Raw genomic sequence first — 14,753 nt, forward strand, 5'->3', positions numbered from 1 at the left:
GGTGTAAATCTAATAGGTGTCGTAAATGATGCTCCCGCGCTTCGGAAAGGTCAAGGGGTTGAAACTCAACGAGCCGGCGTCTTCGCCGCAGGTGCTGCGGGCGCTGAACGCGCGCCGAATCCTCGAGCATGCGTGGGCGTCTGCCGCGTTCACAGCATCCGATGCAATGGAAGCGACAGGCCTCACCCGCTCGACGGTGATCGGCGTCTGTGACGAGCTGGTGGGCAAAGGATGGCTCGACGAACTGAGCGATGCGCGGGCCGTCGGGGACTACCGCAAGGGCAGGCCGGCGCGCCGGTATGCCCTTCGAGATCGCGCGGGTGTCGTCGTCGGGGTGGACGCCGGCTACGACCGGATCGCCGCGACGGTCGCAGACCTGAGGGGCCATTCGATCGGCCATGCGGAGGTGGGGATTCCCGCCCAGACGCCGCAGAGCGTTGACCGACTCGCGGATGTCGGAACGCGGCGGTCGCTGACCCGGTCGATGGTCGATGACGCGCTCGCGGCATCCGGAACCGACCCGGGCCTGGTGCTCGCGATCACCGTCGGAGTCCCGGCGCCCGTCGATGCGGACGGCCTCTCGCCCGACCGCGGGTTCTGGCAGCTGATGAACCCTGACCTCGGCGCGTTGTTCACGGATGACGCTCCGATCGTCACCGTCGAGAACGACGCGAATCTCGCGGCGATCGCCGAGCAGAACTCTGCGGTCGGCCAGGGTCGTGACGTCGACTCCTACATCGCGATGATCGTCGGTGAAGGAATCGGCTCCGGCCTGATGATCGACCGGCGGCTGGTGCGCGGCCGGCGCGGTGGGGCGGGGGAGATGCGATTCCTCGACTACGTCGACGACGTCAATTCGGCCAACGGGCTGTCGCTGCTCGCCCGGCAGTGGGCGACGGAAGCGATCCAGTCGGGGGAGCTCGAGCCCGGCAGTGCGCTCGCGCGGCTCGACCCGACGCGCGTGACGGCACGCGATGTCACTCGGATCGCGGAGTCGGGGGATGCCGCGGCCCTGGCCATCGTGGACCGGCTCGCCGAGCGTCTCGTGCGCATCTGCATCGTCATCGGCGACCTGCTCGACGTGGACCGGATCGTGATCGGAGGATCGGCGACCACGTCGTTGCCCACCGTGATCCAGCGTGCCTCCGAGCTCCTCGTCGAGAGCGACGATCCGACGGCGCCCGAACTTGTGGCGTCTGCGCTCGGACGCGAAGCGGTGAGCACCGGTGCCATCGCGCATGCGCTCAGCGTCGTCGTGGAGCGGGCGTTCGAGTTGGTTCCCAGTGCGCGCGAAGTGCCCCCAGCGGCCAGGCGGGTGCCTCAGCGGGTCCGGGGAGGGTAGGCGGCGATCGGCGCGGATAATGAGGGGGTGGAACTGTGGGAGATGCGCGAGTGGTACGCCGAATACCTCGACGCGTGCAATCGGCACGACCTCGACGCGATCCGTTCCTTTGTCGACCCAGCCGTTCGGCGTGCGCACCTGCCGGGCGGAGCCGATGCCTGGGTCGAGGACATGGCCGAACTCTTCCGGGCGTTCCCCGACTGGCGGTGGCGCCGGATCCAGCTCGTCGTGGAGGGCGACCGCGTCGCGGCGCACCTCCGAGCCAGCGGTACGCATCTGGGATCGTTCGGTGGAATCGCACCGACGCGCAGGCACGCCAATGTGGCCGAGTTCGCGATGTACCGCGTGACGAACGGGCGCATTGCGGAGTTCTCCGGCACCAGCGGTCACGAGTTGCTCGCCCAACTAGGGGGATGACCGCCCCACGACCCTGGCAACCTGTCCCACCGAGGTAAAGGTCGGCTAAATCGTCGTGCCAGCCTGGATCTGGCGTGACGGAGCGTGACCGAATTGTCCTGTAGCATTGACGAGGTCGTCCGCGAGGGCGATTGGTCGCGGGCTGTGGCGCAGCTTGGTAGCGCACTTGACTGGGGGTCAAGGGGTCGCAGGTTCAAATCCTGTCAGCCCGACCGAATGTCCCGGAAACTCAAGGGTTTCCGGGACTTTTTTGGTTAGAGATTTGATTAAGTCATCACTACGTCATCACTTTCAGCACTTTTCAGCCGCTGAACCGGCCCCATCGTCCGGGGCGCTGAGGTCGGTTTCGGTCCCTCCCGATCGTCGGGGGACGTCGTGCACACCTACTGGGTATGAGCATTTACGACGAACACCCAACCTCTCCTCCCACCACCGTGACTCCCGCCGACGAGTGGGGCCTGGAGCCTCTGATGGACGTCCACGAGCTGGCGGCCTACCTGGGCATCCCGATCTCCACGGTCTACGACTGGCGGGTGCACGGCAAAGGCCCCGCCGCCTACCGGTTCGGCAAACACCTGAAGTTCGCGATCTCCGACGTGCGGGCCTGGATCGCCGAGCAACGCGAACCCACCAGCGAACCCAGGCGCACCGATCGGCGGTGAGCTGAGATGCCCCGGCAACGATTGACGATCGGCACCTTCGGCGACATCAGCACCAGCATGTCGCCGACCGGCCGATATGTGGCGCGGACCCGCTACCGCGATTGGGACGGTCACGCGCGCTTGGTGCAGGCCAGCGGCGCCACCGCCAGAGCCGCAGAACGTGCGCTGAAGAGCAAGCTCGCCGACCGGGATCTGTTCCAGCCCGCCGACACGACCCTGACGTCGGACAGCCTGTTCAGTGACCTGGTGACCTACTGGCTGGAGGACATCGATACGGAGGGCCGGATCTCCCGGACGACCCGGAACCTCTACGAGCGCAACATGCGCACCCTCGTCTCACCCGCCTTCGACCACCTCGCGCTGCGTGAGATCGGTGTGGCCCGGTGCGACAAGTTCATCAAGCAACTCGGGAAGATCTCCTACAGTCGTGCCAAACAAGCCCGGGTCGTGCTGCGGCTCTCCCTGGAGCTCGCTGTGCGGCATGAGGTTCTCCCACGCAACCCGATGGACCACGTCTCCCGCCTGCACCGCGAGCCGCACATCCCGGATGCGCTCACCGCTCCCGAGGTGAACGTGATTCGTGCAGCGATCGCTCGGTGGGAGGCCGGCGAGGACCACGTGTCCGGCCCCAAGCCCGACGCCCAGCTCGGGGCGATCGTTGAGGTGATGCTCGGCACCTCGGCTCGCATCGGCGAGGTGCTGGCCATCCGGAAACGGGACGTCGACATCACCAGCGCCGTGCCATCCATCCGCCTGGCCGGCACGATCGTCAGTCGAAACGGCGAGCAGACGTTCCGGCAAGACCACCCGAAGACCGCCAAATCTCGTCGCGTCGTCGCGCTGCCCACATTCACCGCAGACGCCGTCCGCCGGCGGCTCGCGAATGCAGGGAGCATGGGCTTGGATTCACTGCTGTTCCAATCGCGGGACGGCACGCCGCTGACGACCGCGAATGTGCGCCGGCAATTGCGTCATGTGCTCGGGGGAGCGGGGATCGACGGTGTGACCCCGCACATGTTCCGCCGAACAGTCGCGACCGCGGTCAACGCCAACGCCAACATCGAACTCGCGGCGGAACTGCTCGGCCACACGGACACCAAGATCACGGTGCAGCACTACATCCAGCGCAGCGAGCTGGTGAACCCGGCTACCGCCGCGCTCCTCGACCGGGCGTTCGCGAAGGATGAACAGTGAACACGGTGCTGCCACGGTGGCAGCACCGCTCATCCCGGGGTTTCGCCGCTTCTCAGCGGATCATGGCCGACTTTTCACGGTGCCGCCACGATGGCGGCACCGCATCTTCTGGGGTTTTGCCGCCGGCAGCTCTGTTTCGGGTCGCGGCGACGCACATGGACCAGGAGTGGGCGAGCATCGACCAAGGATCGCGGTGGTGCCACGGTGGCACCACCGTCTCTTCTGGAGTTGTACCGAAAACCCGAGAATCAGGTCCTTGATGCACTGTGCGGCCTCCTCAAAACTACCTTCCATTGTGCGCCGAGGATCGAGGGTTCGCAATCGCCCCATCCGCGAAAGCCGATACGAGACAGTTCCCTGACGGCGCGTGAGCATTACCCGGATCAGTCCAGCAAGCCAATAATGAGCCGCTGTGGAGGTATGCTCCGTCGGCGCAGATCTCTTGATGCTGTTCGTAACGCGTGTTTAGGCGACAACCTTGCCATCATCACCGATGTACCTTCGTCCATGAGCCTCGCCCACTTGGGCAATCAAGACTTTCAGTGCCTGCAGGTTCTTGACGTCCTCATCGGCAATTTCCGATAGAAGCGGCAGTAATCGTTCCTGCACAATCCGCTCAGTGGCGATTCTCGCGACTACTGAAGGACGCCACGAGTCGACGTACTTGCTAGCCCGATCGAGTAGCCACTCAGCCCCTTCGTCGCTGAAATCGTCAACACTCAGTTCCTTGAAGAACGGCAGTACGAAGGCCGAGAGGAGCGGTCTCCACTTTGGCTGCGAGTCGAAGATCATCAAAAGATTGTCGCGAGTTGATCCACTCGTGTCTTGCGCGAGCATCTTCCCCAGCAGGTGTGCCATGAACGGCTCAGCGGTTGCTAATTCGCCGAGCCAGTCTAGCCACCACTCCGCATCTGAAAGCTCGAGCGAAAGATTGTCTCCTTCGGAGGTGAGCGTCGTCAACGTTTCGAGAGCTGGCTCGGCCAAGCTGACGTCTCGCGTCCGCAGCATTCTGACCAGCAGGTTCGCGTCCACAACTTCCACGGCGGAGAGAGCGTGTGTCGGCTCATCGTCCCAGTCGCATCCTTCGTCGAGGAGTAACTCGAGAGTTTCGGCAAACCCTCCGTGGTCGCCGGTGGCGTAGAGAAGCAGGGCGCGTTTGAGACCCTTCAAATCGGAAAGAGGAACTAGGCCTAATGCATTGGAATCTTGCTCCACGAGCGCAGCTATTGCCTCTAGAGCCCACCGGCCCTGGATAGGGTCCTCAACTGCCTGAACCAGGGCCTGAATCAGTTCGGATGTCACCGGCGCCAATGGGTGATCTTTCGGCTCGCCGAAGGCCACCTGGCTATAGTGATCGTAGACGGCGTAGTATCTACCGTCGACAATCTCGGCACGCAGAAAGTCGACTGCTGGCCCTTCTCTGGAGTAACGCATCGAGTTTGCGATTATGGTTCTCGCCAAAGCAGACTCAGTCTGGGATGCGACCGACACCAACTCCTCAATCGTTAGGCCATTTAGGCAGACCTCGGCTCCGGCCCTGATGGCGAGAAAGTCAAGTTCTCCTTCCTGACCCTCTTCTCCTCGCAGTAGGGAACCGGCCTCAAGCGGGCTAATTGGAATTGACTCGAGTTTCGCCAGCAAGCGTCTAGCATCGTCCGGCCGGACGTGCGGGCCGAGCGCTTGCCCAAGCCCTGCACAGAAGTTGTAGCCGTTTCTGCCGGTGGCAATCGCTTCAAACGCGGAATTCAAGTGATCGGGAACCAGCCCCGCAAGGATGCCTAGCGCAGTTCCTCCCAACCGGTTCGTCTCCTGCGTTAGCTTGAGGAGCGCCCCGGCGTGACTAGTGCTGAGCGGCAATTTCGATATGAGTACCTCGAGTTCGAATTCCCTGATTCCAGTGACTTCGTCGATCGGAAGAAGCCGAAGCGACCGTTCGATCCATTCCTCTTGCTCAGTCTCGAGGTAATGAAGACTACGCAGCCCCAGGGCTGCATCCACGGACATGATCTTTCCGTGAACCACCTCAGCCGACAACGAGTCCAAGAATCCCAGAGAAAGCAGCAGTGCCTGATCCCAGTCGTTTCGTCCGAGGCAATTCACCACGATCGAATCGTCCTTCGAGATGAGCTTGCTCAAATGATATGCCGCAAGGTATTCCGTGATCGAGTGGTGATAGAAGGCGAGCGTTCTAAGCGGCGTCGCAATCAAAACTCCAGTCTGCAGGAGGTAATCGACGACCTCGCCTGGGTCAACGCCTTGAGGCAACGACGACCTCAGCGTATCCGACGCTGGTACCAATTGAAGGGAGATGTCGCCACTCTCAATCATCTCGAAAGCCATCAAGGCCAGAGCGTCGAGCAGAGGGACGTTCAACCCGAATCGAGACGCGAAGTCGGCGTCGGGGTGAGCCATCAACTGGCGATAGATGTCGTGTACCGTTCTACTCTCCCTTACCGAGATTCGGTCGTCGAGCATCGCGGCAAAAAATAACGGGCGTCGCAATAACTCGAGCGTTATTGGGTTTGTCTTTGCTGGCTCTATACCCAGACTTTGTAGAGCTGCGTGTAGTGCGTCTTCTGGAACTGAGCCCATGACTGCAATAGGTAGGTTCAGCCCGCTGAGCTGGCTGGCGTTCCGGGTTGTGATGACAACGGCGCACTTAGCAGCGGACTGAAGAAAACGACCGAGCTGATCATTGAGCAAGTTCTCGCGTTCCGACGTCAGTGCCGCCTCATTGAAGCCGTCGAGCAGGAAGTGCCCGATGCCTTCCTTAAGTACCAGTGCTAAGGGGACATCAACGGGCAGAGCCTTCTCGAGCAGAGCCGTCAGATCGTCTCGATAGTCCCGCATCGTCACGTGCACAGGAATACGAAGGTCGTCCAAAGCTATCGGCGGTGCGGACAAACTGGCTGCTTCGAGCCTTCCGGCGAGTTCCCTCGCAACGTTCCGGATCGTATGACTTTTCCCTGCTCCGGGGGCGCCCTCCACGATGAGGTGGCTTGAAAGATTGGCGAGAGCAGCCACCGCGGAGCCAACGAGAGCGCGACGAAGGTGCCTGTCAAATCTTGCGCCCCGCGGTTGCTCAAGCGTCAAAGGAAAATCTGTGTCGCCAGGTGATTTGATCTCGCTGGAGATTCCACGCCCGAATCGTGCCAGTGTTAGAGCCAAATGCTCGGGGTCACGTATTCCAGTTTCCGCTTCGTGGATCGTTGCAATCTCCGCGGTCGTTCGCTCCAAAAGCTGCAGAAGATTATCGTGCCGCGATTCTGGATCAGCGTCGCGGACCGTGTCGTACGAGACGAGATTGATCCCGTAATGACGCCGCCAATATCCGCGCTCGTCGCCCGATATATCTGGCATGATCGCCAAGTGATCAGCCGGGTTCGTCTCGAAAGTGTTGAAGAGGTAGTCCCGCATTAGAAGGAAATCGGGATCGCGTAAGCCAAACCCCACAAACACAACTGGTCGACTCACGAGGAGAAGTCTCATGGCCTCAAGCACAGCCCTCCCGGGGCCCTGAAGTCGTCGATAGTCTTCACGAGTTAGAACTATCGACGCGCAGGTGCCTATGTCGCCGTGTGGTTTGAAGACGAAATGGTCGGCCCGCGCTTGCAAAATTGCCGGGATCTCAAGCGTGTCGGATGGAGTCACCACGTCGAACTGCGTGCCGGGTCGGTACTTAGTCAGCGCATCTTCTAGGAGCCGGTCGTAGTTCGTGGTGATGTAGCAGCTAGGCCCCAGGCCTACTATCGCCTCGTGAAGTCGGGATGGCGCCGCCCCGGGGATTTGAATTGCAGACCTCAGGAATCGACAGCGCTCGACGTCGGTTAGTTGGTCGAATCCGTAACTGGCGGCAAGCAGCAGGTCATTGTTCGATATCTCTTGCGCAACGGGGTCGGCGTTTCTGCCGAGCCGGACTAGCTCGTCCGTAAGCTGACCAATCATCCGAGGCCAGCTCGGCAAACCTGACCATCTAGAAAGCCCCGAGCCTAGAAACAGAACCGTGTCCTCCCGCGCGAGCACCGCTGCTAGGTGATCGATGCTCTCTTGTGTCATGGCGCCTGCTCTTCCTGGAACGTAGTGATTCGCTCACTCTAGAAGACGGGAGCCACCGAGGCATCTTCGCCCATGTGCTCGCTCTCGCATTGCCTCGGCGACTCGTACCCGATTCAATCGGTGTTTCGAAAAGAAAGACGCTTCTAACGGCGCTGCTGGAGATGTGCCCATATAGGTGCCACACCCGGTCAACGTCGGCTTTGATTTCGATCTCAACGAACATCGCCCTTCCACCCGTCCGACCAGCATGCAGCACGGCCCGGCCCGGAAAGTCCAGACGCTCGGTCCCCACGATTTGTGACCACGGTCGAACCCTAACGGGACGGTCGAGCGATACGTCGCTGGACTGACGTGAATTAGAAGTAGCCGGCGTCGAGCTTGACCCCGGCGTCGAGCTTGACCCGGGGCGGGAACTCTGTGGCGGTTCGCTCTGCGAGAATCGCACTGTGATTCTATATATCGTCGCCGCTCTACTGACCCTCGCCGGCACGTTGTGGCAAACCGGAATTGCGGTGATCGCCGGACTCGAGTCCCTACAGTCATTCCAAGGGGACTTCAACCGACTCGTCAGGGAGGAGACTCGGCGGGCGTACGCCAGCATCCCCAGATGGAACGTGTTCCGTCGTCGTCGGGCGGCAAAGGTCATTATCGACTCGACGGGAACGGCTCTGACCGCGGACGAGATCGCGCTGGTAAAAAGGTACGACAGGCAAGCCTTTGGTTGGAGCTTCCTTGTTATCGGCGCATTCGCCGCCCTCTGGGCGGCCGTCGCCGAGTCGTGGAGCATCTAGGCGAAGCCTCCGCGACACCTTCAGAGTCGGAACGGACCCCGTTAGTGGGCTTCTCGGGAACGGCCAATCGTCGGATGCTGGAGGAGGAGGAGGCATCACCGCCGTTCTCCGGCCAGCGGAAGCGCTTCTCTTACCGCGGGCGCTCGACTGGAAGACCGTCTCTCGAGGATCGGAAGCTCAGATGCCGCTGTCATCTACAGAGTGCAAGACCTACCGTATCTATGCCCTCATTGATCCCAGTACAAGCGTTGCCTACTACGTCGGGCAAACCGCGAACACACTCTTCCTCCGCTGGCGCGACCATCTGCGGAAACCCGGAGACACGAAGAAGGGCGATTGGGTTCGATCGCTCCGCGCTGACGAGCGGGAGCCGCAGATAATTCTGCTGGAAGAATTTAGTGGCTATCGCTCTCACGCTTACGAACGTGAGTCGTACTGGATCAAGCGACTTCGAACCGAGGGGCACCCTCTTCTGAATTAGCCGACAATCACGATCGCCTATCGAGCGACGCCTTGCGGACCCGTTTGCGCCTGCTCTCACCCGCCAGTGCGGCTGAGGAGTGCGGCGAGGCGGGTAAGCGGCCGCGCGGCGCGCTTTGAGTCAATGACGTGGCGTTTCCGGCTACGGTCTCGCCGAGGCGGCTAGGCGCAATGCGTGTGCGTGGCCGTCGTCGGGGTTGCCAGAAATCCGTTGGGACTCGACTACGTTGCCGGAGACGTCGAACACTAGCCAGTGCACTGACTCGAGTTCACGCTCCGGCAGGTAGGCCACCAGGTCAGGATCGCTGCTGGGCACGATGGCCGTGGTGAAGTGGTCACGATAGGTTCGCTTGGTGGATTCGTATTTTAGGTAGTTGCCCAAAATGTAGTCGATGCGACTCAGCTCAGGGTGCGAGGTGTCGTATACGACCACTACTAGTGGACGCCCCCTTTCGGTCGAGTCCTGCATCCCCGACGCCAGGTCTGTGAAGACTGCGCCGCGGAAGTAGCCGCGGTCCGCCACCGCCTCGAGCGGGTTCTCGATGACCTTTCGATATAGGCGCGCGAGGTACGGTTCGACTACACTCGCAAATTCTTCATTATCGAACGCCGGTTCATCGACGGTTGTTCTGTAAATCGAAGTGCCCTGGAAAGCGATCACCAACTCTGGACCCGCGACGTAGACCTCGAATTCTGTATGTCCGAACATCGCTGGGCGGCCTTTGTCGATTGCTCGAAGGGCTACTGTCATCCGCCCTCCTTCTTCGTCCGTGGGCGCAGGGTTGGATCTTGAGAAGCCCGGGAGTCGCTTGGCGAGATGGCCTTGGGCCGTGATCAACGCGGATCTCGCCGCCGCGATGGCTCGTGCTGTTGCGAGGTTCGTGACGGTCGTTGTGCGGCGCGCGTAATCTTCGATGTACGCGACGTCGGAGCTGGCCTCCTCTGACGGTGTGATAGGTGCAATGAGGGACTCAAGGTCTCGGACGAGGCCTGAAGCCCCCTCATACCGTTGCTCGAGGCGAACGGTGAAGGCTCGGTCGAATATGGCAAGCAGTTTCTGCTTCTGCTCGCGCTTGACGACAGACAGTGAGTCATTGAATCGCTCCTGTTGGTGCGGCATTTGCCCATGCCCGTCGATCGCGGCTCCCGGTGGCAGGCCAGAAACCATGAAGAGGAGGAGTGCGCAAGCGAAGGAAAGATCAGATCGGGGATCCTGCTTGGATGATCCGCCAGGTGCCAACTCCGGCAATCGCAGGAAACGGTTGCCAAGCTCCTCTCCCGTTTGGGTCTCGAATCCGTCATCCCGTTCGTTGCTGAAGGCGATACCGAAGTCAATGAGTACTGGAGATTCCAATTCACCGTTCCTCAGGATGACGTTGTCTGGCTTGACGTCGCGGTGCACCCAACCTTGGTCGTGTATGTATTCCAAGACGCGAAGAAGCTCCAACGTCGCACCAACGGCATCGGTGATAGCGAGAGGCCCTTCGCTGGCGACATATTGCGCCACTGTCGGCCCGGGCACGTACTCAGTGGCGATATAAAGCTCGACGCCGAGATCGTCGTGCAGATGAGCGTTGCTCTCTACGAGAGCTGGGATGCCGGAATGGTCACACGTATCGTAGGCCGTCGCTTCCCTGAAGATCCGAGCTCGCCGTCCGGGATCCTTCCTTCCAGAACTCATGGTTTTTATGCAAGCAGGATCCGAATCGCTATCAACCGGCTTCATCAACGAAGTCGTCCCCTGGCCGCCGCTACCTAATCTCGTGACTAGGCTCCATCGATCCTTACAAGACCTTGCATCTACCCACTTCTTGGCCAAACTCTGTTCTCCGGGTCGCATCGCTCAACAAATCGTCTGGATGTTCGCCGTGTCTAGGCGCCCATTCGGCCTTATCCTAACGACACCAATCTGGCCCCGCTCCAGGCGGAACGCCGCCGGCGGATTGCCGAGCCGCAGAGGTTGAACGACACCGTCGACCGCATTCCGAGAACGCCTTGAAGACCGAACTCTCAACGGGAACCTTCAACGGGGACTCCAGAGGGATGGTTGTCGAACCGTGAATACTCCGTTTACCTTGCTAACACGCCACCTCCGATATGTTCACTACGCATCCCGTCAACCGACGGCAGCATCGACGAAGTATGGAATGTTTGAGTAAGTCAGGAAGACTCGTGACTGCCTAGAGTCCTGCCTCCAACCCTTGATTCGAATTGCCACGCCTCTTGCAGGTCGAGGCGGCACACCTCCTAAGCAATGTGGGAGGTGTGCCGGTGACAGTGTCGATGCGGGTGATGAGTGCCGGCAACGGCTACAAGTACTTGCTGCGCACGGTCGCTGCCGGAGACGGGCAGCGGTCTCTGTCCACTCCGTTGACTCGTTACTACAGTGCGAAAGGAACGCCACCGGGTCGATGGATGGGAAGCGGCCTCCGTGGCCTCGGCTCGGGTCTCATCGTCGAGGGGGACGAAGTTACGGAGGCACATCTGCAGAGTCTGATCGGGTTGGGGTGCGACCCCGTTGACGGCTCGCCTCTCGGTCACGCCTACCCCGCGTATCAAAGCCCGGCAGGTCCAGCGCCGACGGGCCGTTCCCAGGAGATGAGTGCGCGGAGACGTGCGGTTGCCGGGTATGACTTCACGTTCTCGATTCCGAAGTCGGCAAGCGTGCTCTGGGGCGTGGCAGACGCGGCGACACAGTCGCGGATTGTGGATGCGCACCACGCGTCGATTGCCGAGGTCGTCGCATTCATGGAGCGCGAGGTCGCGGCGACGCGGACGGGAACCACAGCGCACGACGGAGCCGTTGCGCACGTCGATGTGTCTGGCCTGATCGCTACGGCGTTCGACCATTTCGACAGCCGGTCTGGCGACCCGCACCTGCACACGCACGTGGTGATTAGTAACAAGGTGCAGACCGTGCTGGACGGCAAGTGGCGCTCGCTGGACGGCCGCCCGATGCACGGAGCGGTCGTTGCGCTGTCCGAACTGCACGAGACCCTGTTCGCAGACGCACTCACTCGAGCACTCGGCGTGCAATGGGAGAGAAGGGACCGGGGGAGAGACCGCCACCCTGCATGGGCGATCAGCTTCGTTCCGGAGGCGCTTGTCGCAGAGTTTTCGACGAGGTCGCGACACATCGATGTTGAGACCGACGAGTTGATCGAAGCGTACGTGGGCCGGCACGGTCATCGTCCCGGGCCGGCCACCATCATGAAGCTGCGCGCTCAGGCCACACTTTCCACACGCCCCGCCAAGCACGGGCGGTCGCTCACAGAACTCACCGGAGAATGGCGCGCACGCGCGGAACAGGTGCTGGGACAGGATGCGACGCCGTGGGCCGGTGCCGCACCCGCCAACCCCTCCGTGCTGGTGATGCGCGCGGAGGATGTGCCGCCCGAAACCGTCCATTCGCTGGGGTTGAGCGTGATGACGGCGGTCAGCGAGAAGCGGTCCACCTGGCGGCATTGGAACCTGGCAGCCGAAGCAGCGCGCCAGATGATGCACCTCCGATTCGCGTCGGCATCCGAACGTGAAGCCGTCCTCGACCGTGTTGTCAATGCTGCCGAACGCGCATCACTGCGACTCACGCAGCCGGAGATCGCGTCGAGTCCCGAGGCATTCCAGCGGAGCGACGGGACGTCGGTCTTTCACCCGAAGCACTCCACCGTGTTCACCTCGTCGGAGTTGCTCGACGCGGAGGCCGGACTGCTCGAACGCGCAGCCGATGAGACGGGGCCACGAGTCGCAGTGGCAACCTTGCGTTCGGTTGCCCGCGCGCAGCTACCCGGTGGCGGAGTGCTCGCCGAAGGTCAGCTCGGAGCGCTCGCGATGATCGCTGGCTCTGGACGCGTCATTGACGTGCTCGTGGGCCCGGCCGGTGCTGGCAAGACAACGGCAATGCACGCTCTCCGGCGAGCCTGGGAGGCGGAACATGGTGCAGGCTCGGTTGTTGGGCTCGCCCCCTCGGCGGCCGCCGCGCAGGTTCTCGGGGAGGAACTCGGCATCACCACCGAGAACCTGGCCAAATGGTGGCAGAACCACCTCGTTCATGGAGCGACGTTCCGCCCCGGTCAGCTCGTGATCATCGACGAGGCATCCCTCGCAGGAACACTATCCCTGGGCCGAGTCAGTGCACTCGCTGCGAACGCCGGCGCCAAAATCCTGCTGGTTGGCGATCACGCCCAGTTACAGTCGGTCGATGCTGGCGGAGCGTTCTCGCTGCTGGTCCACAATCGGGCGGACGCGCCCGAGCTCGTCGACGTGCACCGGTTCAGCCAAGAGTGGGAGAAGACGGCATCCCTCGGGTTGCGTCAGGGCGACACCGAATCCGTCGACCTGTATGTCGCGCACGATCGTGTTCGTGAGGGCACAACTGAGGCAATGGCAGATGCCGCATACGAGGCGTGGCGTGTAGACACCCGAGCCGGCAAACGAACGGTTCTGATCAGCGACTCCAATGACGCGGTGGCGTCGCTGAACATGCGCGCTCGCACAGAATTGATCCTGGAGGGCCGAGTGGATGCGCTTCGCGAAGTCACCCTCCATGACGGAACAAATGTGGCTGTCGGTGACACGATCATCACGCGCCGCAACGATCGACGGCTCAGTGCGGCCCGGTCCTGGGTGCGAAACGGTGACCGCTGGACCGTGATCGGAGTGCGGCGGAACGGTTCGGCCGAGGTGCGACGGCACGGCCGGCGGTGGGGGAGCGCAGTGGTGCTTCCCGCCGAGTACATGAAGCGCCACGTCGAACTCGGATACGCCATCACCTCTCACCGTGCGCAAGGCATCACCACCGATACGGCGCACGTCGTCGTCGCCTCGAGTACGACGCGAGAGAACTTCTACGTCGCTATGACGCGCGGTCGCGAGGCGAATATCGCCTACGTAGCCGTCGACCATCCGGATGCCGCGCACGTTGGACCTCGCCCGGGTAATGAGGCCGACTCGACAGCGCGCAGTGTCCTCTACGGGGTGCTCCAGCACGTCGGTGCCGAACAATCTGCGCACGAAACGATCGTGGCCGAGCAGGACGCGTGGGGGTCGATTACACAGCTTGCAGCCGAGTACGAGACTATTGCGGCGGCCGCGCAGCGCGACAGATGGGTCTCATTGCTACGAGAGAGTGGGCTCTCGCAGAGCCAGACTGATGCCGCCGTCGAGTCGAATGCCTTCGGGGCCTTGAACCGCGAGCTGCGCCGGGCCGAGGCCCACCACTTCGACGTCAGAAGTCTGCTTACTCGCGTTGTCGCAGCCCGCGGGTTCGACGACGCGCAGGATGTCGCGGCGGTCGTTCACGAGAGGATCGCATCAGAGGTCGCTCGAGTCGGCGGTGCAGGTCGTACGCGCAGGACGCCACGACTGGTGGTGGGGCTCATCCCGAGCGCGACCGGGCCGATGGACGTTGACATGCGGCGAGCTCTCATCGAGCGCGCCGACCTGATCGAAGCCCGAGCGAGCGCGGTCCTCGATCAGGCGCTGCTGACGAAGGCGCCGTGGACGCGTGCGCTCGGGACAGCACCCGGGGGATCCGCTGCCAGGGCCTGGCGAGAGCGCGGGTGCACCATCGCGGCATACCGGGAACGATACGGGGTCGTCAGCATGAGCCCGCTCGGCCAGGCGCCACAATCCAGAACCCAGGAAATGGATGCCGCCCGCGCTCGCGCGGCACTCCGGGCGATACACCGGCTTACGGATGATCCTTTCCCTTACGATTCGTTGAAACGAGTAGTTGCTCCAGGGCTTCCCCCCGCCCACATCCCGATCTGAATGGCGCACGGCGACGTTTTGGGTGTTTTGCCACGAACGGGG

General features: G+C 62.1%; 9 protein-coding genes and 1 tRNA gene. 8 read left to right on the forward strand and 2 right to left on the reverse strand.

The genetic code is table 11. The features are described from left to right. The first annotated feature begins 25 nt into the window (after positions 1-25). The 5 genes from AC1M0F_RS00120 to AC1M0F_RS00140 all read left to right on the forward strand — a co-directional run bounded on the left by AC1M0F_RS00120 (position 26) and on the right by AC1M0F_RS00140 (position 3,615). A complete protein-coding gene (locus tag AC1M0F_RS00120) occupies positions 26-1,342 on the forward strand; it encodes an ROK family protein (RefSeq protein ID WP_480236175.1) in 1,317 nt (438 codons plus the stop codon). A 27-nt stretch (positions 1,343-1,369) separates the two neighbouring features. Beyond that, a complete protein-coding gene (locus AC1M0F_RS00125; RefSeq protein WP_480236176.1) occupies positions 1,370-1,759 on the forward strand; it encodes an ester cyclase in 390 nt (129 codons plus the stop codon). A 138-nt stretch (positions 1,760-1,897) separates the two neighbouring features. Next, positions 1,898-1,971, forward strand: a tRNA-Pro gene (locus tag AC1M0F_RS00130). Between the two features lie 180 nt (positions 1,972-2,151). After that, complete coding sequence (locus AC1M0F_RS00135; RefSeq protein WP_480236177.1) at positions 2,152-2,421, forward strand: helix-turn-helix transcriptional regulator; 270 nt, start codon at positions 2,152-2,154, stop codon at positions 2,419-2,421. Positions 2,422-2,427: 6 nt separating this feature from the next. After that, positions 2,428-3,615 (forward strand): tyrosine-type recombinase/integrase, encoded by a 1,188-nt coding sequence (locus tag AC1M0F_RS00140; protein ID WP_480236178.1) that lies wholly within the window; start codon positions 2,428-2,430, stop codon positions 3,613-3,615. A 465-nt stretch (positions 3,616-4,080) separates the two neighbouring features. Here AC1M0F_RS00140 and AC1M0F_RS00145 read toward each other — a convergent pair whose 3' ends face one another. Continuing rightward, entirely contained in the window at positions 4,081-7,671 is a 3,591-nt protein-coding gene (locus tag AC1M0F_RS00145; RefSeq protein WP_480236179.1) for an SIR2 family protein, read from the reverse strand. 446 nt (positions 7,672-8,117) lie between these two features. On the opposite strand from AC1M0F_RS00145, the gene AC1M0F_RS00150 reads away from it, so the two are divergent. Beyond that, a complete protein-coding gene (locus tag AC1M0F_RS00150; RefSeq protein WP_480236180.1) occupies positions 8,118-8,462 on the forward strand; it encodes a hypothetical protein in 345 nt (114 codons plus the stop codon). A 181-nt stretch (positions 8,463-8,643) separates the two neighbouring features. Beyond that, complete coding sequence (locus tag AC1M0F_RS00155; RefSeq protein ID WP_480236181.1) at positions 8,644-8,943, forward strand: GIY-YIG nuclease family protein; 300 nt, start codon at positions 8,644-8,646, stop codon at positions 8,941-8,943. A 141-nt stretch (positions 8,944-9,084) separates the two neighbouring features. Here the strand turns inward: AC1M0F_RS00155 and AC1M0F_RS00160 are convergent, their stop codons facing one another. Further along, positions 9,085-10,782: a serine/threonine protein kinase gene (locus tag AC1M0F_RS00160; RefSeq protein WP_480236182.1), complete on the reverse strand. Its 1,698-nt coding sequence runs from the start codon at positions 10,780-10,782 to the stop codon at positions 9,085-9,087. Between the two features lie 443 nt (positions 10,783-11,225). Between AC1M0F_RS00160 and mobF the strand changes: the two genes are divergently transcribed. After that, complete coding sequence (gene mobF / locus AC1M0F_RS00165) at positions 11,226-14,711, forward strand: MobF family relaxase (protein WP_480237331.1); 3,486 nt, start codon at positions 11,226-11,228, stop codon at positions 14,709-14,711. The last annotated feature ends 42 nt before the right edge of the window (positions 14,712-14,753 follow it).

This window comes from Mycetocola sp. Y719 (genome assembly GCF_056713205.1).